This is a genomic window from Microbacterium sp. K24 (genome assembly GCF_004794465.1).
Classification (GTDB): Bacteria; Actinomycetota; Actinomycetes; order Actinomycetales; family Microbacteriaceae; genus Microbacterium.
Window position 1 is genome coordinate 25,221 of sequence record NZ_SSDJ01000147.1, and the last position, 19,436, is coordinate 44,656.

Sequence of the window (19,436 nt, forward strand, 5' to 3'; positions counted from 1 at the left end):
TCCTCAGACGGTCAGCAGCACCTTGGTGGCGCGGCGCTCGTCCATGGCCTTGTAGCCCTCGGCCGCCTCTTCGAGCGGCAGGGTGAGGTCGAACACCACGCCCGGGTCGATCTTCCGGTCCCAGATCAGCTGGATGAGCTCGGGGAGGAAGCGGCGGACCGGCGCGGGCCCACCGTGGAGGTGCACACCCGAGAAGAACAGCTCGTTGCCGGGCAGCTCCACGTCGTGCGAGACGCCGACATATCCGATGTGGCCTCCGGCACGTGTGGAGCGGATCGCCTGCATCATCGACTCCTGGGTGCCGACGGCCTCGATCGCGGAGTGCGCGCCGAGCCCGTTCGTCAGCTCCTTGATCTTCGCGACGCCGGCGTCTCCGCGCTCCTCGACGATGTCGGTGGCGCCGAAGGCGCGGGCGAGCTCCTGGCGATCGGCGTGCCGGCTCATCGCGATGATGCGCTCGGCCCCCAGCTGCGACGCGGCGAGGACGCCGAGGAGCCCCACGGCTCCGTCTCCGACCACGGCGACCGTCTTGCCCGGGCCGACCTCGGCCGCGGCGGCGGCGAACCATCCTGTGCCCAGCACGTCGGATGCGGCGAGCAGCGACGGCACGAGATCGGCGTCGGGCTGACCGGGCGTGGCGACGAGGGTGCCGTCGGCGTGCGGGATGAGGGCGTACTCGGCCTGGGTGCCGTAGCGGCCCATCGGCACGACATGCACGCAACGGGACTGGTACCCGGCTTCGCAGATCTCGCAGGTGTTGTCGGACGCCATGAACGATCCGACGACGAAGTCGCCGACCTGAACGTTCTTCACTTCCGCGCCGATCTCCTCGACGACGCCCACGTACTCGTGTCCCATCGGGGTGGCGTCCACGGAGTCCGCACCCCGATAGGGCCACAGGTCCGAGCCGCAGATGCAGGTCGCGGCGAGCTTGATGACGGCATCCGTCGGTCGGGTGATGGTCGGCTTCTCACGGTCTTCGACCCGGACGTCGCCGGGTCCGTGCATGATGACTCCACGCATGTGGTTCTCCTTGCTGAATCGGTCTGAGGAAACGGAAGCGGGGTCGCTCATGCTTCGGGGATCTCCCGGCCGAAGGCCTCGAGCGTGACGGCCTCGGGCTCGGGGCCACGGCGCACGTCCGTGTCGAGCGCGTCGATCGCCGCCAGCTGGTCGGAGGTGAGTTCGAAGTCGAACACGTCGAAGTTCTCGGCGATGCGCGCCGGGCGCACCGACTTCGGCAGGGCGGATCGTCCCTGCTGAAGGTGCCAGCGCAGCATCACCTGTGCCGGGGATTTGCCATGCTCGGCGCCGATGGCCGCGAGCGTCTCGTCGTCGAACGCCGAGGCGCCGTGGGGACGGTATGCGGTGATGCCGCCGATCGGCGACCAGGCCTGCGTGATCGTGCCGGCCACGGCATCCGCCTGCTGCACGTCGCGCTGCTGGAAGTACGGGTGCACCTCGATCTGGTTCACCGCGGGCACGATGGAGGTCTCAGCGGCGAGGTCCGCAAGATGCGCGGGCATGAAGTTGCTCACGCCGATGGCGCGCACACGTCCGTCCCCGAGCAGGGTCTCGAGAGCCTTGTAAGCGCCGAGGGTGCGGTCGAACTGCGACGGTAGAGCCTGGTGCAGGATGAGCAGGTCGAGAGTGTCGACGCCGAGCTTGCCGGTCGATTTCTCGAAGGCGTGCAGCGTCTCGTCGTAGCCGAAGTCGGTGATCCAGACCTTGGTCTCGATGAAGACATCGTTGCGCGCGATGCCGGACTGGCGGATGGCTTCACCGACCTCGCGCTCGTTGCCGTAGGCGGCGGCCGTGTCGATCAGGCGGTACCCCGTCTCGATCGCCGATGTCACCGCCGCGACAGTCTCCTCAGGTGCCGCTTGATAGACGCCGAAACCGAGGGCGGGCATCGTGACGCCGTTGTTCAGAGTGAAATTCGTGGTCATAGCTCCAGTGTGCGCGCGCACGCGTCGGGGTGGGAGGGCCTGGTGGTACCTCTCTGCGTGTGCCAAGAGGGCGTACCGTCGAGGTATGGACACCCGCAGCGAAGTGCGCGAATTCCTCTCCACGCGGCGCGCACGACTCACCCCCGATCGGGCTGGACTCCCGGTGTTCGGCGGCAACCGACGCGTGCCGGGCCTGCGTCGCGAAGAGGTCTCCCTCCTCGCGGGAGTGAGTGTCGACTACTACACGCGCCTCGAACGCGGCGACCTCTCCGGAGTGTCGGACAGCGTGCTCGACGCGCTCTCCCGCGCTCTGCAGCTGGACGACGCCGAGACCGCGCACCTGTTCGACCTCGCCCGCACGGCGAACGCCTCACCCGTCGCCCGCAGGCCGCGCAAGAAGGCGGAAGCGATCCGTCCCAGCATCCAGCGACTCCTCGACGCGATGACGGGAGCGCCGGCCCTGGTGCGGAGCAGCTCCTTCGATTACCTCGGTGCGAACGATCTCGGCAGGGCGCTGTACTCGCCGCACTTCGACGATCCCTCGCCCAACAGTGTGAGATTCGCCTTCTTGAATCCTGTGGCCCACGAGTTCTATCCCGACTGGGACCGTGTCACCCGTGAGCTCGTCGCTGCCATGCGCAGCGAGGCAGGCCGCAACCCGTTCGATCGTCGGTTCAGCGACCTCGTCGGAGAGCTGTCCACGCGCAGTGATCGCTTCCGCACGCTGTGGGCCGCGCACGACGTGCGCTTCAATCGCAGCGGAGTGAAACGGCTGCGGCATCCGATCGTCGGCGAGATCGAGCTCGTCTACGAGGCGTTCGAGCTTCCGTCCGATCCGGGCTTGCAGATGTCGACGTACACGGCCGAGCCCGGCACCCCCTCGGAGGACAAGCTCAAGATGCTGGCCAGCTGGGTCGCGACCGAGGCACCACGCACGGAGACGACGGCGTCGACCGACGCCTGACCCTGCCGCGGCGGGCGGCTCAGAGCACGATGTCGCCGGAGGCGCTCAGCGGGCGCCAGCCTTCCGCGCGTGCGCTCTCGCCGCGGAGCACGTCTGCCGCGATCAGCGGGCCGAGGTCGACGCCGGCGATCCCGGCGATGTCGGCGATCGGAGCCTGGAAGGTGCGGAACCCTCCGAGCGGCGGGGCCGCGAGCAGCCCCTCGTCGGCATCGACGAGCTCGGTCTGGTCGAGCACGAAACCGGCGGCACGGAGCCCTGTCGGATCGTGCCAGGCGGCGACCTTCCAGAAACGCAGCGGAATGCGGATGCCGCGATACGGCGGGTCGTCGTCGGCGAGAACCGGGGCCGTGAAGACGCTCAGCCGCTGATCTGTCGTCTCGGCGTACGCGAGCACGTGGTCTTCGAGGCCGAGCCACAGCTCCTTCGACTGGTTGAAGCCCGCTGCCTGCGGGGCGGCGTTCGGGTAGAAGAAGGTGGCCTCCATCGCCGCGCGTGCCTGGGACGCCTCACCCCACCCGGGGTCACGGCGGCGTACGAGGTGACCGCGGTCGAGGTCGTTCCGTGCGTACACGTCGGGGCCGGTCTGCACTTCTGCGTCGATGCGCGGGTCGAGACGCCACTCGCCCTCCCGAGCGAGATCGAGAAGCCGCGCCCCGTCGATGTTCACCGCGGTCACGGCTGCGAGCCGGCGCTGCGGATCGAGCAGCACCGAGAACCGCGGGTAGTCGAGCGTGCGGAGTTCCCGGCCCGGCGCCGGCAGCGGCACCGTCGTGGCGAGGAACTCGGAATCGTAGCCGTCCGTCATGCCTCCTATCGTGCCGGATGCGTACGACACACGCCTCGGCGCGCTAGGTGACCGCGCCGACGTGACTGCGCTGGTCGATCAGCGGACAGCTGAAGACGTCTCGCTCGCCCAGGCCGACGCGGTTGATGTAGCGGATCACGATCCCATACGACGCGAACAGCCCGATCCGGGTGTACGGCACCCCGAGTTCGCGGCAGTACGCCTCGACCACGGGGGCCGCGTGCCTCAGGTGCGGCCGGGGCATCGACGGGAACAGGTGATGCTCGACCTGGTAGTTCAGGCCGCCCAGCAGGATGTCGACGAATCGGCTCCCGCGGACGTTGCGGCTCATCAGCACCTGGCGCCGCAGGAAGTCGAGCGTCATGTCGCGCGGGACCACCGGCATCCCCTTGTGGTTCGGGGCGAACGCGACGCCCATGTAGAAGCCGAAGAGCCCGAGCTGCACGGCGAGGAAGACGAACGCGATGCCCGGCGACAGCACGAGGAACACCAGCATCAGATAACCGATCATCCGCACGCTCAGGAACACGATCTCGGCCCACCGCCGTTCGAGGCGCCCGCGGGCGAACACGCGCCGCACGCTCGAGGCGTGCAGCGAGAGCCCTTCGAGCAGCAGGATCGGGAAGAACATCAGCCCCTGATGCCCACGCAGCCACGAGACCACGGGACTGTGATGTCGCGCCGCGCTCTCAGCGGTCACGGCGATCACCGGAAGCTCGATGTCGGGATCGGCTCCGAGCTTGTTCGGATTGGCGTGATGTCGGGTGTGCTTGTGCTGCCACCAGCCGTAGCTCATGCCGACGAGCAGATCGCCGAGGATCAGGCTGATCCAGTCGTTCCAGCGTCCGGAGACGAAGATCTGCCTGTGCGCGGCATCGTGCCCGAGGAACGCGATCTGGGTGAACACGATCGCCAGCAGCGCCGCGGTGAACAGCTGCCACCAGGTGTCGCCGATCCAGACGAACGCGACGATGCAGGCGACCAGCACCAGCGGCGCGGCGACGAGCTTCGTCCAGTAGTAGCCGTAGCGGCGACGCAGGAGACCGCGACTGCGGACGGTCTGTGCGAGCTCGGTGAAAGTGCTCGATGCACGGGGCGCGCTGTCGCGCGGACGAGTGCGGACGGTCGGACGGATGTCGCCCATGATGACCTCTTCGCCGGTGTCGCCCTAACTGCGGACGGCACCGCCTTCTTCGGCCCAGTCCGAGATGCGTGCTTCGTCGTCGTCGATCGTCGTGGAGGCGGCGTCGGGGTCAGGCGTCTGCACGGTCGTCAGCTCGACAGGGAGCGCGTCGACGAGAGCGGATCCGAGACCCAGCGGTTCGGGGCTGAGCCCCGCGATCTTCACTTGTGCGTTCATGATCGGACGTTACGCCCTCTAGCTGTACGGGCTCACAGTCTCGATCCCCTCAGTCACCGTTGATCCGCACCCCCGTGAGCTCCTCGGAGACCTGCCACACGCGCCGTGCTTCTTCCTCGCTGCGGAGTCGCGAGTACATCTTCTGCTCGGCGGGAGCGCCGCCGAGGTGAGCGAGCCCGCGGGGGCCGTAGAGGCGGCCGCGGCGGGCGTCGGGGGATGTCGCGGCATAGAGGGCGGACAGCGCTGCCGACTCCGGCGTGCCGACCAGGATGCCGCGTGCGGATAGCCACCGGATCATGCGCACGCTAACGGTGTCCTGCCCGCGCTGCAATTCGGGTCGGGCTGCGAGCAGGCTGGTCGGGGCGACTCCCGGGTGGGCGAGGTTGCTCGTGATGCCCCAGCCGTGTTCCTCGCTGCGCCGGTCGAGCTCGAGCGCGAACTGCCCGAAGGCGATCTTCGACTGGCTGTAGGCATGCTGGCCGCTGTAGGACCGCTCCCAGTTCAGGTCGTCCCAGTGGATGGAGCCCGAGTTCGCGGCGATGCTGACCTGCGAGGTGACGCGGGCGCTGCCTGCGCGCAGGAGCGGGAGCAGCTGCCCGACGAGGGCGAAGTGGCCGAGGTGATTCGTGCCAAACTGCAGCTCGAAGCCGTCGGCCGTGAGCTGCCGGTCGGGCGGGGTCATGACGCCGGCGTTGTTGATCAGGAGGTGGACGGGTCGAGCGTCCTGCCGCATGCTGTCGCCGAACGCCGCGATCGACTCGAGCGACGAGAGGTCCATGGGCAGCAGCGTGATCTCTGCGGACGGCGCCGTCTTCCGGATGCCGGCGGCCGCGGCCTCGCCTTTGGCCAGGTTGCGGACCGGCAGCACGACCTCGGCGCCGGCTCGCGCGAGGCGGGTGGCGATCCGCAGTCCGATGCCGTCGCTCCCTCCGGTGACGACGGCGCGGCGTCCGGTCAGCGGCGGGACGGTGATGTCGATGATGCGTGGCATGGTGTGCTCCTTCAGGTCTCCACCACTCTCGCCGTCGCACTGGCGGGCAACCAGGACTCGTCGATCAGTGGATGCCGGAGCACAGGCGTGTCAGGATCATCAGCGACGAGAGGCGGTCGTGCGCATGGGTATCGACAGGGCGGGATTGGCGGAGTTCCTCCGTCGTCGGCGCGACGTCCTCCAGCCGGAGGACGTCGGCCTTCCGCATGGACAGCGACGTCGCACCGAGGGACTCCGGCGCGAGGAGGTCGCGGCGCTCAGTCATATGTCCGCCGACTACTACGCCCGCCTCGAACGCGGCAGCGGGCCGCTGCCCTCGGAGCAGATGATCGCCTCTATCGCCCAGGGCCTGCATCTCTCCGCCGACGAGCGCGACCACCTCTTCCGACTGGCCGGCCACCGGCCTCCTGCTCGCGGAACCGAGAGCGATCATGTCTCACCCGGAATGCTGCGCATCCTCGACCGGCTCGAGGACACGCCTGCCGAGGTCGTCACAGAGCTGGGGGAGACGCTGCGTCAGACCGCGCTCGGCGTCGCGCTCACCGGAGATACGGCGCGGCTCACCGGTCCGCAGCGCAGCATCGGGTTCCGGTGGTTCACGGATCCGAAGTCGCGAGAGCTGTACGACCCGCGCGACCACCCGTTCCTCGCGCGGCTGTGGGTCTCAGGACTTCGGGAGGTCATGGGCCGCAATGGGCCGGAGTCGCGTGCGGCGGAACTGTGCCGGCTGCTGCGCGAGAGGAGCGAGGAGTTCCGGGTGCTCTGGGACCGGCAGGAGATCGGGCTGCGCCCCCGGGAGACCAAGCGTTTCGTCCATCCGGAATTGGGGGCGCTCGACCTGTCGTGCCAGAGCCTGCTCGACCCGGGATCCTCGCAGGCTCTGCTCGTCTACACCGCGGCCCCGGGGTCGGAGAGCCACGAGAAACTGCGGCTGCTCTCGGTGCTGGGTCCGCAGTACGCGCGGTGACTCTCGATCGATCGAGCGTCGGAACGAGGACAGGATATGTCCGCATCTGTTCCTAGAGTGAGCGTCATCGCCTGACGTCACGATCGGAGAAGCAGATGACCGAAACGAAGAATCCCGCCCCTTCCGGCTACACGACGGTCGCTCCGTGGGTCGTGACCGATGACACCGGAGCGCTGCTCGACTTCCTCGTCGCCGCTTTCGACGGCGAAGAGCTCGGGCGGGTCGCCACAGAGGACGGCCTGATCGGCCACGCCGAGGTCCGGGTCGGCGACACGGTCGTGCTGGCCTTCGACCGTCGCCCGGAGTGGCCGGTGATGCCGAGCCTGCTGCGGGTGTGGGTCCCTGATGCCGAGGCGACGTTCGCGAAGGCGCTCGCCGCGGGAGCCGTCATCGTGACCGCTCTCGACGACAACGCTTTCGGACAGCGCGGCGGCCGCATCAAGGACCCGTTCGGCAACATCTGGTGGGTGGTCAGCAATGTGGAGGAGGTCCCCGAAGATGTGATCTGGCAGCGCCTGCAGCAGCCCGCATACGCCGAGCAGATGCGCATCGCGCAGGAGACCCTCGACGCGGAGCTCAGTGGTCGAGAGCAGGGACGGTCGAGCGCACCCACGCGCTGAGCGGCGACGAGGCCGCCCAGCGCAGGGGCGCGACCTCAGCCGACGTCCTCCGCCGTCGGCTCGACCCACTGGACGAGCTGGTAGACGACGCCGTTCGGGTCCGTCATCTGGAAGTAGCGTTCGCCCCACGGTTCGGTCTCGATCGGCGTGACGATCGTGACGCCGTCTGCCTGCAGCCGGGCGTAGTCCTCGTCGATGCGCTCGACGGTGAACACGACGAGCAGCCCCGCGGCGTCCACCGCGGCCGAGGCCGGCTTGAAGGTCGACAGCCCCGTGCGCAGGAAGATCAGGTTGATCCCGGCATCCGGATGCTGCAGCGACGAGAATCCGTCTGCCGCCATGGCGACCGAGAATCCGAGGTGCTTCTGCACCCAGGCGGATGAGGCGTCGACATCGGGGACGTTGAGTGAGATGGCGGATGCGGTGATCTGCATGACTGCTCCTGTCGGTAAATTATACGACGTACAATGTACGGCGTATAACGCACATATGACAAGATCATTCCCATGGATGCTGATCGAACGGGTTCCGGAGAGCCCAGCAGAACGCTCGCGCTCCTCTGGGGTGAGTCGACCGCTCCGCGGAAGGGGCCAGCCCGCTCCGTCGCCGTCGAGAAGATCGTGCAGGCGGCGCTGAGCATCGCCGACGACGGCGGACTCTCCGCCGTCACGGTGCGCGCGGTCGCCGAGCGGGTGGGCATCGCGCCGATGTCGGTGTACACCTACGTCCCCGGCAAACCCGAGCTCCTCGACCTCATGGTCGACGCGCTCTCTGCCGGAATGGACCGGCCCGGCCTGGGGGATCGGCCCTGGCGAGAGCGTGTGACCGAGATCGCGCACGCCAACCGCGAGCTCCTGCTGCGGCATCCGTGGCTCACCGAGGTCGCCGCCCTCAGTCGTCCGCCGCTCGGACCGGGCGTGATGGCGAAGTACGAGTACGAGCTCTCGGCCTTCGACGGCACCGGACTCGCCGATGTCGACATCGACGCGGGGCTGACCTACGTCCTCGGGTTCGTGCAGGGGCACTGCCGGTCGGTGCACGACGCGGCGCGGGCGGTGACCGACACGGCGATGAGCGACGCCGAGTGGTGGTCGGCGAACCAGCCGATCCTCGCCCGCGTGCTCGACCCGGTCAGGTACCCCCGCGCGGTGCGCATCGGGGCTGCCGCCGGCGAAGCCCAGGGTGGCGCGTGGGGCGGGGCGCAGGCGTGGGCATTCGGACTCGCCCGCACCCTCGACGCCCTCGCCGCCCTGATCGAAGGCCGGGAGCGCCATGTCTGATCGACCGGTCGTCCGCGGCGCCGTCGTCGACGACATGACGAGGTGCGTGCACTATCGGAGCGCCGTCGACATCGTGGCGATCCGCTTCGCCTGCTGCGGCGAGTACTACCCGTGCCACCTCTGCCATGCGGAGGCCGCCGGGCACGCCGCGCGGCAGTGGGGCGTCGGGGAGCGCGGCGAGAAGGCGGTCCTGTGCGGGGCGTGCGGCACGGAGCTGACGATCGCCGCCTACCTCGTGGCGACCGGGTGCCCGGCGTGCGGATCGGCGTTCAACCCCGGGTGCGCACTGCACGCGCCCCTGTATTTCGAGGTCGATCCCTGAGGTCGCGTCCCGTCATCCCCGGCGGAGTGCGTCGGCCGCGGCATCGAGCGCTGAGTCGTTGAGGGCGAAGTACGCCCACCTGCCGCGCTGCTCACGCGTGACGAGGCCGGCCTCCGTGAGGAGCTTCATGTGGTGGGAGACCGTGCCCTGGGAGAGGCCGACGGGTTCGGTGAGGTCGCAGATGCAGGCCTCCCCGCCCTCGCCGGCGGCGATCAGCGACAGCAGTCGGACCCGCGTCGGGTCGCCGAGTGCCTTGAACACCCGTGCCGCGCGCTCGGCGTCGTCGACGGTCAAGGAGGACGTCACCCGGGGCACGCAGCAGGCCGTGGAATCGATCGTCAGTGGCAGGCTCACAGCTGTATCTTCGCACGTATTGACATTCTTCGATAGGTGGGCGATGGTCTTCATATTGAAGTTTTTCAATCTGAGGAGACGTCATGGATGAACTGCCCGTCGTGATCATCGGCGCGGGACCGCAGGGGCTCGCCGCAGCGGCGCATGCGACCGAACGCGGGCTGGACACCGTCGTGCTCGAACGGGGAGGCGCCGCGGCGGCCGCCGTGTCGGAGTGGGGCCACGTTCGCCTCTTCTCCTCCTGGCCGGAGCTCACCGACGCCGCCGGTCGGCGGCTCCTCGCGCCATCGGGCTGGTCGGCTCCCGCGGCGGGATTCCCGACGGGGACCGAATGGGTCGACGGATACCTCGCCCCGCTGGCCGACGCGCTGGGCGATCGGGTGCGCTACGGCGTCACCGTCACCGGCGTCGCACGTCAGGGGCGCGACAAGGTCGTCGACGGCGGTCGCCGGAGTCAGCCGTTCGTCGTGCACACACGCGATGCCGATGGCGTCGAGGGGCGGACCCTCGCCCGATCGGTGATCGACGCGAGCGGGACGTGGGGGCAGCCGAACCCGGCAGGTGCGGACGGTCATCCCGCGCGGTGCGAGACCGCGTCAGCGGATCGCATCTCCTATCGCATCCCCGAAGACGTCGCCGCCTTCGCGGGAACGCACGTCGTCGTGATCGGGGCCGGGCATTCCGCGACGCACGCGGTGCTGCGACTGAGCGAAGTCGCGCGCCGCGCCCCGGGGACGAGAGTCACGTGGCTGCTGCGAAGGGGAACCGCGACGAACGTCTTCGGCGGCGGTGCAGGCGACGAGCTCCCCGAACGGGCGGCGCTCGGGGAGCGCGCTCGCACGGTGATCGAATCCGGAGTCGTCGACGTCGTCACCGGGTTCCGCGTCACCGAGTTCCGAGAGCAGGACGGTGCGCTCTGGATCCGCTCGGAGGACGGGCGGGAGGTGGCCGGCGCCGCCCATGTGTTCGCGCTGACCGGGTTCCGTCCCGACACCGGCCTGCTTCGTGAGGTGCGCACCGATCTCGATCCGGCGCTCGAGGCCGTCGCGGGGATCGCTGCCGAGATCGATCCGAACATCCACTCGTGCGGGTCGGTGTCGGCGACGGGGGCGCGCCAGCTCGCACAGCCGGAACACGGTCTGTTCATCGTCGGGGCGAAGTCGTACGGGCGTGCACCGACCTTCCTCGCACTGACGGGTTTCGAGCAGGTGCGCAGCGTCGTCGCCCATCTCGCGGGCGATCATGCGGCTGCGGCCCGCAACGAGCTGGTGCTGCCGGAAACCGGCGTCTGCGGCGGCGCGGGCGGGTTCGATGAGGGGGCGAGCGGATGCTGCGCGATCCCTTCGGTGCGGAAGATCGGATCGCGCCCGACGGCATCCGTCTGATGTGCGCGTTCGCTCGCATCGAAAAGTGTCAATATAGAACTGACCCCTCAGGAGCCCTTATGAACGATGCCGCATCCACACCCTCCGTCCTCTTCGTGTGCGTGCACAATGCGGGCCGGTCGCAGATGGCCGCCGGGTTCCTGCGCGACATCGCGGGGGACCGCGTCGAGGTCCGCTCGGCCGGGTCGATGCCCGCCGACGAGATCAACCCGATCGCGGTCGCGGCGATGGCCGAACTGGGCATCGACATCACCGCGGAAGCGCCGAAAGTGCTCACGACCGAAGCCGTGCAGGCCTCCGACGTCGTGATCACCATGGGGTGCGGTGACGCCTGCCCGTTCTTCCCGGGCAAGCGGTACGAGGATTGGGAACTCGACGATCCTGCCGGTCAGGGCATCGACGCCGTGCGTCCGATCCGCGACGACATCCGAGGGCGGATCGAGCAGCTCGTGAACGAACTGCTCCGCTGAAGCCCGCCGGACGTCTGTTCACGGAGGTGGGTACCTACATGCGTGGCCATGAGTAAACGGCATCCCAACTTGTATTGACATCTTCGCGCGCAGCATAGGCGGCGCGGGCGTCGGGTTCGAGACTGGCAGCGGCAGGGACCTTCCCCTGCCGCTGAATCCCCACGTCTCGGAGATGAAATGCCCTCGAATCGCCAGCGAGCAGTTGTCTTGTCAACTGCAGCTGCCTGCCTGCTGCCCGCTTTGATCGTCGTACCCGCCCTGCCCGCTGCGGCGGTCGACGAACCCACCGTGAAGACCCTCGTGATCGGCATCGACGGCGCGTCCTTCGACTTCCTCGATGATGCCGACATGCCGAACCTCGACGCCCTGATGGCACGCGGCATGGTCTCGTCGAGCAACCTCTACGCCACGCCGATGGCGGGCACGATCTCGGGCCCGGGGTGGTCGACGATCGCCACCGGCGTCTGGCCCGACAAGCACAAGGTGGTCGACAACAACTTCACGGCGCCCCGGTTCGACCTGTACCCGGACTATCTGACCCGTATCGAGGCGGCGCAGCCGGAGCGCACCACGGCCGTTGTGGCCACGTGGGCGCCGATCGCGACCACCGTCTTCGGGTCTGCCGTCGACTCCCGTGTGCAGGGCGGCAACGACGTGGGCACGACCGCCGAGGCGGTCGAGACGATCGCGAGCGGCGCGGACGATGTCTTCGTCCATCTGGATGAGGTCGACGGCGCCGGGCACAGCGTCGGCACGAACGGGGCTGCCTATGGAGCAGCGTTGGCGAAGGCCGACGGCGAGATCGGACAGATCCTGGCCGCCGTCGACGCCCGTCCTGCCGACGAGGAGTGGCTGGTCGTCGTCACGGCGGACCACGGTCACACACCGACGGGAGGCCACGGCGGCAGCACGCCGGCGGAGCGCGAGGTGTTCGTGATCGCGGCAGGGCCCGGCATCGAGCCCGGTGTGCGTCACGACGTGAAGATCTCGGACGTCGCACCGACGGTGCTCTCCGCCGTCGGCATCGCTGCCGACCCGGCCTGGTCGCTCGACGGCACCGCCGTGCCCGACCTGACGCCGGATGCGTTCGACACCCTGCGGCCCTCGCTGCAGACCCGTGCCGACGAGACCCGCCCGGGTGCAGGCGTTCTGGGCTGGACGCATGCCGCACCGGAGGGATGGAGCATCGACAACTCCCGGATGCCGTCGGGCGGCGTGCGGGAGTGGGCCGGCTGGTCCTTCGCCACCGATGACTTCTGGACCAACGTCGAGCTCGGGCAGCGGCGCGAGACCTCGGTGCGGGCTCGCGACGTGTTCGCCGTCGCCGACTCCGACGAGTGGGACGACAAGGCGCACTCCGCCGGTGCCTTCGACTCGACGCTCGTCAGCCCCGCGTATCCCCTCACCGGAGCAGCCACCGCGACACTCGCGTATACGACGAACTACTTCATCGACGGGCCGCAGTCCGCGGAGGTGCTGGTCAGTTTCGACGGCGGGGAACCGCGATCGCTCAAGGCCTACTCGACGAACACCAATACCGAGGAGCGTCTCGCGTTCGACGTGCCCGCCGGTGCGAAGACGGCGCAGTTCCGGTTCCACTACACGGGCACCAACAGTGCGTTCTGGGTCGTGGACCGCGTCGCCCTCGGCCAGGAGGCCGCCCCGGTCGACACCACGAAGCCGATCGCGACCCTCGTCGCTCCGACCGCGGCAGGGCCGACGCCCTCGGTGAAGCTGCGCGTCGAGGCGACGGATGATCTCGGTCTGAAGCGGATCGTCGCCAACATCTATAAGGACGGCACACTCGTCAAGAGCACCCAGACAGCGATCGGCGGCGCGACGAGCGGCGTCCACGAGACGACCCAGACGCTCCCCGACGGTGCATACACGGTGAAGTACAACGCAGAGGACCTCGCCGGGAACATCGCCCAGACCGGAGTCTTCGCCTTCTCGATCGACGCCACCGCGCCGACGGCCACCGTCAAGGAAGGGGCGTCGTTCACGGTGGGGTCCGCGGGAACCTACGACCTCGTGAGCTTCAAGCTCTTCGACGCGGGCAAGGTCTCGCAGGTCGTCCTCAACGGGGTCGTGAAAGACCTCACCGACAACGCCTGGTCTGACATCAACTCCGTGAAGCCCGGTGTCTTCGGTGCGGTACGCGGCCAGAACACGTTGGTCGTCCACGATGTGGCCGGCAACACGGCGACGGTGGTCTTCACACTGAACTGAATGCCGTCTCCGCGGGCGCGTCACACGGCGCGCCCGCGGAGCAGCATCCACTGTCGGCAGATCCACAGGAAGCGCCGGGCGTCGCCTGTATTCTGGCATTTCCCAAGGGGAGTACTCCGATACGGTCGGGTCGTCATTACGGATGCACGTCGCATCCCGGGCCACCGGTTCCTGGTCTCAGGAATGGAGAAGACTTTGGCGCTGCTTCCGCATACGCCGAGTCTGGAGTCCTCTTGGAAATCACGCCCCTGATCTGGATCATCACGATCGCGATCACCATCGCGTTCTTCGTGTACGAGTTCTTCGCCCACGTGCGCACGCCTCACGAGCCGACCATCGGCGAATCCGCGCGCTGGTCCGCCTTCTACATCGGTCTCGCCGTGCTGTTCGGCGTCGGTATCGGCATCGTCTCCGGATGGACCTTCGGCGGAGAGTACTTCGCCGGGTATCTCACCGAGAAGGCGCTGTCGATCGACAACCTCTTCGTCTTCCTCATCGTGATGACCGGCTTCGCCGTGCCGAAGATCTACCAGCAGAAGGTGCTGATGATCGGCATCGTCATCGCGCTGATCCTGCGCGGGATCTTCATCGCGGTCGGTGCCACGCTGATCGAGAACTTCTCCTGGATCTTCTACCTCTTCGGCGCGCTGCTGCTCTTCCTCGCGTACCGCCAGGCCTTCAGCAGCCACGAGAGCGACCCCGCCAACGGTCGCTTCATGACCTTCGTGCGCCGGCACCTGCCGGTCACGAACGAGTACCACGAGGCCAAGCTGACCGTCGTCAAGAACGGCACGCGCTTCGTCACCCCGATGCTGCTGACGATCATCGCGATCGGCTTCATCGACCTCGTCTTCGCCGTCGACTCGATCCCCGCGATCTACGGGCTCACCGATGAGGCGTACATCGTCTTCACCGCCAACGCCTTCGCCCTGATGGGGCTTCGTCAGCTGTACTTCCTCATCGGCGGACTGCTCGAGCGCCTCGTGTACCTCGCCCAGGGGCTCGCGGTCATCCTCGCGTTCATCGGCGTGAAGCTCGTGCTCCACGCGATGCATGTCAACGAACTGCCGTTCATCAACGGTGGCGAGCCGATGCTCTGGGCCCCCGAGATCCCGATCTGGTTCTCGCTGCTCTTCATCGCCGCGACGATCACCGTCGCCACGGTCGCGAGTCTCCTCAAGACCCGCCGGACGTCGGATGCCGCCGAGGCGACCTCAGCGACCGGCGCGGCACCGGTCGCCGGAGGCGCGATCAGCTCGCTCGAGAGCCCCACGACGTCAGAGACCCCCACCCGCACGACCCACGCCACCGACAAGGAGACCTCGTGAGCGCGCCGCGCTGTTCCGCACCATCTTCGGACCCTGACAGTACGAGCGCCCGGCCTGGGCCGGGCGCGCAGATCCCTCTGCGGAACCTCCGCTGATGGGCGATCTGCTCTGGAACATCGCACTCGTCTTCGTCTTCGTGCTGGTCGGCGGAGTCTTCGCGGCGACCGAGATGGCCCTGGTCACCCTGCGCGAGAGTCAGATCAACGCGATCGGGCTCCGCGGACGACGGGGCGCCAAGGTGGCGGAACTCGCACGCAACCCGAACACCTTCCTCTCGGCCGTCCAGATCGGTGTGACGGTCGCGGGTTTCGCGTCGGCCGCCTACGGAGCGACCTCGCTCGCACCCTCGCTGGCTCCTCTGCTCGAGACGTGGGGCCTGGCCCCCGCACTGGCGCTCACGATCGCGACGGTCGTCCTGACGCTCGTCATCGCGTATCTCTCCCTGGTGCTGGGCGAGCTGGTCCCGAAGCGGCTGGCCATCCAGCGCAACGCGCAGTTCGCGTACACGGTGGCGCCGGCGCTCAACGGCTTCGCGACGGTGATGCGTCCCGTCATCTGGCTGCTCTCGGTGTCGACGAACGCGCTCGTGCGGCTGCTCGGCGGCGACCCGCACAAGACCGGCGACGAGATGACGGACGAGGAGGTGCGCGACATCGTCGCCTCCCACCAGGGACTGCCCGATGACGAACGGCGGATCCTCGACGACGTGCTTTCGCTGCGGGGGCGTCAGATCAGCGAGGTCATGCGACCGCGCCCCGAAGTCGTCGCCCTCGACGAGTCGGCGAGTGTGGCGGACGCCATGGTGCAGGTGCGGGATCTGCCGTTCTCCCGCTACCCGGTGTCGGATCGCTCCATCGACGACATCACCGGCTTCGTGCACGTCCGAGACCTGTTCGAGGCGGCGGGGGCGGACGCCACCGCGCCCCTGAGCTCGCTCGTGCGCGCCATCCCGTACATCCCGTCGACAGCACGCGTTCTCCCGACGCTGACCCGTATGCGGGCGGACGGTCACCACATCGCGGTGGTCGTCGACGAATACGGCGGCACCGACGGACTGGTCACGCTCGAAGACCTCGTCGAGGAAGTCGTGGGCGAGATCTTCGACGAGTACGACGCCGATGTCACCGCCTCTCCCGATGCGGGCGTCGACGGCAGGCTCAACCTGCAGGACTTCGAGGAGCTCACCGGTCTTGCGATACCGCGCGGGTCTTCCGACACGATCGCCGGGTTCGTCACGGAGCGCCTCGGGCGACTCGCCGTCGTCGGCGACAGCATCGAGGTCGACGGAGCGACCCTGCGGGTGACCGAGCTCGATCGCCGCCGCATCTCCCGTGTGCAGGTGACCGCGCACACGGAGGCGGAGCCCGCGCCGGCCTGAGGAGGTGCCGCCACGGAGCCTCCGTCTTGCGCCGACGTTTCGCGGAGCCGGTGACGAATCGCGGAGCGATCCCCAGGGAAACCTCCGCGAAACGTCATCACCTCCGCGAAACGTCACTCGATGCCGCGCGTGCCGAGGTCGCTCAGCCCCGCGTCGAGGATGTCGACCAGCAGTCGCGCGTAGCGGCCGTCGGGGTCGAGATCCGGGTCGAACACCGTGATGCTCGCGCCGATCGCCCCGGGAGCGAGTTCGCGCAGGAGATCCGTGAGCTGTGCAGCGCTCAGCCCTCCGGGATCGGGACTGTCGACCGCCGGCATCACCGAGGGATCGAGCACGTCGACATCGACCTGGAGCCAGTACCCGTCCGGCCCCGCGACCGCGGCCGACGCGGCGGCCACATCGGCTGCGCCGCGGGCGATGACGTCGGCCGCGGGAGTGACGAGTCCGAGAAGGGCGCGCACCTCCTCCTGTTCCTCGTCGTCGGCGCGATGGCCGATGTGCGCCGTCTGTGCGGCGTCGAAGTACGGGGAGAGGCCGTCGATGTCGGCGATCGCCGGCCAGTGCAATCCGATCGCGGCCGCGAGGTCTTCGCCCGCCACGCTCGCGCACTCGGCGCTGTTCCCCGGATGCCGGAAGTCGGTGTGCCCGTCGACATGCACCAAGCCGGTGCGCCCTCGTCTCGCCGACGCGATGCCGGCGCCGATGAGGAGGGAGCAGTCGCCGCCGATCACCAGGGGAGCATTCCCCGTCGTGAGCGCGTCGGTGAGGCGCACGGCGAGGCGCCGGGAGTGCTCGACCAGTGCCTCCTCGTTGCGCACGTGCCCGGGAGTTCGGGTGTCGTCGTCGTCGACGTAGCGGGCAGGGACGACGACGCCGCCGTCGGTCGCGCCCCTCGCGGCGAAGCGGGCGTGGAGACCGGCCTCGCGGAGGGCCTCGGGCGCCTTCGCCGTGCCGGGGACGCTTCCCCGCCGGGGCGGTCGCAGGCCGAGGTTGCTGGGTGCGGACAGCAGGGTGATCATGAGCCCAGCCTGGTCGCGGCATCCGACATCGGCTCAGAGGGGGAAGCGCACGCCGGTCAGGCGCTCCGCGGCATCCCAGAGTGCGGCACCTGTCGCGGGCGAGCGCACCTCGTCGGACGCGCGCATGCGCGCGGGTGCTCCGCGGAATTCGAGCATCCCGCCCGGCCCCCAGTAGTCTCCGCCGCGGGCATCCGGTGCCGTGGCCGCATGGATCAGGGGAGCGGCGCCGTCATCCTTGCCCTGCACGAACGGCCGGCTCAGTGCGGCCAGGCCGCGCGCCAGCGGCGGCACCTCGACGAGGCCCGGCCGCGGCGCGGTGAGCGGGTCGACCGCGTAACCGGGATGCGCGCACAGCGCGGATCGCGCGGAGTCGGACCAGCGCCGGTCGAGCTCGAACGCGAACGCCATGAGGGCGGCCTTGGAGCGTCCGTACTGGCGCAGCGAGGATCCGTGCCAGGGTTCCGAGAGACGGTCGGGCGCGATGTGCGCGAACCGATGTGCGAGCGAGCCGACGGCCACGACGCGGGCATCGTCGGCGAGGCGCGGGGCGATCCGCGCGAGCAGTGCGAAGTGACCGAGGAAGTTGGTGCCGATCATGAGGTCGAGGCCGTCGTGCGTGCGCGCGCCCTTATCAGCGGCCTTCACTCCGGCGTTGCAGATGACCGTGTCGATCCGCTCGTCGATGTCGGCGGCAGCACGGTGGATGCTGTCGAGCGATCCGAGATCGACAGGGACGACGCGCAGCTCCGCGGCGGGAGCCTGCGCGGTGATGGCGTCGACGGCTGTCTGCGCGCGTTCCGGCGACCGGCATCCCAGAAGGATGCGCGCGCCTCGGACGGCGAGACGCTCGGCGCACCAGTAGCCGATGCCGGCATTGGCGCCGGTGACGAGGATCGTACGACCGTCCAGATCGTGCGGCTGCGACAGGGGAGCATCCATCTCCCCAACCTAGGTGCTCAGTGGTGGTGGTCGTGGTCGTGGTCGTCGTCGTGATCATCCTCGAAGATCATCCCGACCGAGGTCGCGCAGGCGTCGCCCTTCCACGCCTCGACGCCCTCCCGCACGGCGAAGCCCGCGATGATCAGCCCGGCGACGGCATCCGCCCACCACCAGCCGAACAGGGAGTTCACGACGAGGCCCACGAGCACGGCGGCGGACAGGTAGGTGCAGATCAGCGTCTGCTTCGAGTCGGCGACGGCGGTGGCCGACCCGGCTTCGCGACCTGCTCGCCGCTCCGCGAGCGACAGGAACGGCATCACCACCACGCTGACGGCGGTCAGGATGATCCCGATGGTGCTGTGCTCCGGACGCTCCGCCGTCACGAGGGCGAGCACGGATGTGGCCGTGACGTAGACGGCGAGCGCGAAGAAGGCGATGGCGATCACGCGCAGGGTCGGCTTCTCCCAGCGCTCGGGATCGCGTCGGGTGAACTGCCACGCGACGGCGGCCGCTGACAGCACTTCGATGGTGGAATCGAGGCCGAACCCGACGAGCGCCGCCGAGGAGGCGATCGACCCGGCGGTGATCGCGATGACGGCCTCGATCAGGTTGTACCCGATCGTGATCGCGACGATGAGCCGGATGCGACGGTGGAGGGTCTCGCGCCGGTCGGTGGTGAGGGTCGTCGACATCAGCAGGTGCATCCTTCGCCGTCGCAGCAGTCCGGTTCGACGATCAATGTGACGCGCATGAGCTCGTCGAGGGCCGGCGCGAGGTGCGGATCGGCGAGGCGATAGCTGCTCCGTCGGCCGTCGGGCACGCTCTCGACCAGGCCGCAGCCGCGGAGGCAGGCCAGATGGTTCGACATCACCTGACGGGAGACGCCGAGACCGTCGGCGAGCTCGGCGGGGTAGCGGTCGGATGCCCGCAGCGCGAGCAGGATGCCGGCGCGCGTCGGATCCGAGAGGGCGTGTCCGAGACGCGCCACAGCTGCGGTGTGGGTGAGGGAGGCCGTCGCCGTGGTCATGCGCCCACAGTACATCAGAACCTGAATTCAGAGAATACTGAACCAGATG

The 19,436-nt window shown here is 68.8% G+C and carries 22 protein-coding genes; 10 read left to right on the forward strand and 12 right to left on the reverse strand.

The features are described from left to right. Positions 1–3: 3 nt before the first annotated feature. Both DW306_RS18370 and DW306_RS18375 read right to left on the reverse strand, forming a co-directional pair. Positions 4–1,023 (reverse strand): zinc-dependent alcohol dehydrogenase family protein, encoded by a 1,020-nt coding sequence (locus tag DW306_RS18370; RefSeq protein WP_136057019.1) that lies wholly within the window; start codon positions 1,021–1,023, stop codon positions 4–6. 47 nt (positions 1,024–1,070) lie between these two features. Continuing rightward, positions 1,071–1,949 carry an aldo/keto reductase gene (locus DW306_RS18375; protein ID WP_136057020.1) on the reverse strand — a complete coding sequence of 293 codons (879 nt, stop codon included), beginning with the start codon at positions 1,947–1,949 and terminating at the stop codon, positions 1,071–1,073. Between the two features lie 85 nt (positions 1,950–2,034). Here DW306_RS18375 and DW306_RS18380 point away from each other — a divergent pair, with 85 nt between their 5' ends. After that, positions 2,035–2,913: a helix-turn-helix transcriptional regulator gene (locus DW306_RS18380; RefSeq protein ID WP_136057021.1), complete on the forward strand. Its 879-nt coding sequence runs from the start codon at positions 2,035–2,037 to the stop codon at positions 2,911–2,913. Between the two features lie 19 nt (positions 2,914–2,932). On the opposite strand, the gene DW306_RS18385 is transcribed toward DW306_RS18380, so the two are convergent. The 4 genes from DW306_RS18385 to DW306_RS18400 are packed head-to-tail and all read right to left on the reverse strand — an operon-like array spanning position 2,933 to position 6,069. After that, a complete protein-coding gene (locus DW306_RS18385) occupies positions 2,933–3,718 on the reverse strand; it encodes a DNA/RNA non-specific endonuclease (protein WP_136057022.1) in 786 nt (261 codons plus the stop codon). 43 nt (positions 3,719–3,761) lie between these two features. After that, positions 3,762–4,862 carry an acyl-CoA desaturase gene (locus tag DW306_RS18390; RefSeq protein WP_136057023.1) on the reverse strand — a complete coding sequence of 367 codons (1,101 nt, stop codon included), beginning with the start codon at positions 4,860–4,862 and terminating at the stop codon, positions 3,762–3,764. Between the two features lie 24 nt (positions 4,863–4,886). Further along, positions 4,887–5,078: a hypothetical protein gene (locus DW306_RS18395; RefSeq protein WP_136057024.1), complete on the reverse strand. Its 192-nt coding sequence runs from the start codon at positions 5,076–5,078 to the stop codon at positions 4,887–4,889. 49 nt (positions 5,079–5,127) lie between these two features. Then, a complete protein-coding gene (locus tag DW306_RS18400) occupies positions 5,128–6,069 on the reverse strand; it encodes an SDR family oxidoreductase (protein ID WP_136057025.1) in 942 nt (313 codons plus the stop codon). A 124-nt stretch (positions 6,070–6,193) separates the two neighbouring features. On the opposite strand from DW306_RS18400, the gene DW306_RS18405 reads away from it, so the two are divergent. Beyond that, positions 6,194–7,036, forward strand: a complete 843-nt coding sequence (locus tag DW306_RS18405) for a helix-turn-helix transcriptional regulator (RefSeq protein WP_136057026.1) — start codon at positions 6,194–6,196, stop codon at positions 7,034–7,036. A gap of 95 nt (positions 7,037–7,131) precedes the next feature. Next, positions 7,132–7,656, forward strand: coding sequence for a VOC family protein (locus DW306_RS18410; RefSeq protein WP_136057027.1), 525 nt, complete (start codon positions 7,132–7,134; stop codon positions 7,654–7,656). Positions 7,657–7,691: 35 nt separating this feature from the next. On the opposite strand, the gene DW306_RS18415 is transcribed toward DW306_RS18410, so the two are convergent. After that, positions 7,692–8,090 carry a VOC family protein gene (locus DW306_RS18415; RefSeq protein WP_136057028.1) on the reverse strand — a complete coding sequence of 133 codons (399 nt, stop codon included), beginning with the start codon at positions 8,088–8,090 and terminating at the stop codon, positions 7,692–7,694. Positions 8,091–8,162: 72 nt separating this feature from the next. On the opposite strand from DW306_RS18415, the gene DW306_RS18420 reads away from it, so the two are divergent. Next, entirely contained in the window at positions 8,163–8,936 is a 774-nt protein-coding gene (locus DW306_RS18420) for a TetR/AcrR family transcriptional regulator (protein ID WP_136057029.1), read from the forward strand. Further along, the gene (locus tag DW306_RS18425; protein ID WP_136057030.1) at positions 8,929–9,258 is read left to right on the forward strand and encodes a CHY zinc finger protein; all 330 of its coding nucleotides are present in this window, start codon (positions 8,929–8,931) and stop codon (positions 9,256–9,258) included. The genes DW306_RS18420 and DW306_RS18425 overlap by 8 nt, the downstream gene beginning before the upstream one ends. Positions 9,259–9,270: 12 nt before the next feature. Here DW306_RS18425 and DW306_RS18430 read toward each other — a convergent pair whose 3' ends face one another. Further along, a complete protein-coding gene (locus DW306_RS18430) occupies positions 9,271–9,612 on the reverse strand; it encodes a metalloregulator ArsR/SmtB family transcription factor (protein WP_240747267.1) in 342 nt (113 codons plus the stop codon). Positions 9,613–9,695: 83 nt separating this feature from the next. Between DW306_RS18430 and DW306_RS18435 the strand changes: the two genes are divergently transcribed. From DW306_RS18435 to DW306_RS18455, 5 genes are all read left to right on the forward strand, one after another. After that, positions 9,696–10,997: an NAD(P)-binding domain-containing protein gene (locus tag DW306_RS18435; RefSeq protein WP_136057032.1), complete on the forward strand. Its 1,302-nt coding sequence runs from the start codon at positions 9,696–9,698 to the stop codon at positions 10,995–10,997. A 59-nt stretch (positions 10,998–11,056) separates the two neighbouring features. Further along, the gene (locus DW306_RS18440; protein WP_136057033.1) at positions 11,057–11,467 is read left to right on the forward strand and encodes an arsenate reductase ArsC; all 411 of its coding nucleotides are present in this window, start codon (positions 11,057–11,059) and stop codon (positions 11,465–11,467) included. Between the two features lie 207 nt (positions 11,468–11,674). Continuing rightward, positions 11,675–13,696 carry an alkaline phosphatase family protein gene (locus DW306_RS18445; RefSeq protein ID WP_240747268.1) on the forward strand — a complete coding sequence of 674 codons (2,022 nt, stop codon included), beginning with the start codon at positions 11,675–11,677 and terminating at the stop codon, positions 13,694–13,696. A gap of 233 nt (positions 13,697–13,929) precedes the next feature. After that, positions 13,930–15,024 carry a TerC family protein gene (locus DW306_RS18450; RefSeq protein WP_136057034.1) on the forward strand — a complete coding sequence of 365 codons (1,095 nt, stop codon included), beginning with the start codon at positions 13,930–13,932 and terminating at the stop codon, positions 15,022–15,024. A gap of 94 nt (positions 15,025–15,118) precedes the next feature. Next, positions 15,119–16,402, forward strand: coding sequence for a hemolysin family protein (locus DW306_RS18455; protein WP_136057035.1), 1,284 nt, complete (start codon positions 15,119–15,121; stop codon positions 16,400–16,402). 113 nt (positions 16,403–16,515) lie between these two features. On the opposite strand, the gene DW306_RS18460 is transcribed toward DW306_RS18455, so the two are convergent. Genes DW306_RS18460 through DW306_RS18475 form a run of 4 tightly spaced genes read right to left on the reverse strand, consistent with a single transcriptional unit; the run spans position 16,516 to position 19,387 of the window. Further along, the gene (locus tag DW306_RS18460; protein ID WP_136057036.1) at positions 16,516–17,421 is read right to left on the reverse strand and encodes an arginase family protein; all 906 of its coding nucleotides are present in this window, start codon (positions 17,419–17,421) and stop codon (positions 16,516–16,518) included. Between the two features lie 33 nt (positions 17,422–17,454). Next, positions 17,455–18,360 carry an SDR family NAD(P)-dependent oxidoreductase gene (locus DW306_RS18465; protein WP_136057037.1) on the reverse strand — a complete coding sequence of 302 codons (906 nt, stop codon included), beginning with the start codon at positions 18,358–18,360 and terminating at the stop codon, positions 17,455–17,457. Positions 18,361–18,377: 17 nt separating this feature from the next. Further along, positions 18,378–19,052: a cation transporter gene (locus DW306_RS18470; protein WP_136057038.1), complete on the reverse strand. Its 675-nt coding sequence runs from the start codon at positions 19,050–19,052 to the stop codon at positions 18,378–18,380. Beyond that, positions 19,052–19,387, reverse strand: coding sequence for a metalloregulator ArsR/SmtB family transcription factor (locus tag DW306_RS18475; RefSeq protein WP_136057039.1), 336 nt, complete (start codon positions 19,385–19,387; stop codon positions 19,052–19,054). The genes DW306_RS18470 and DW306_RS18475 overlap by 1 nt, the downstream gene beginning before the upstream one ends. Between the last annotated feature and the right edge of the window lie 49 nt (positions 19,388–19,436).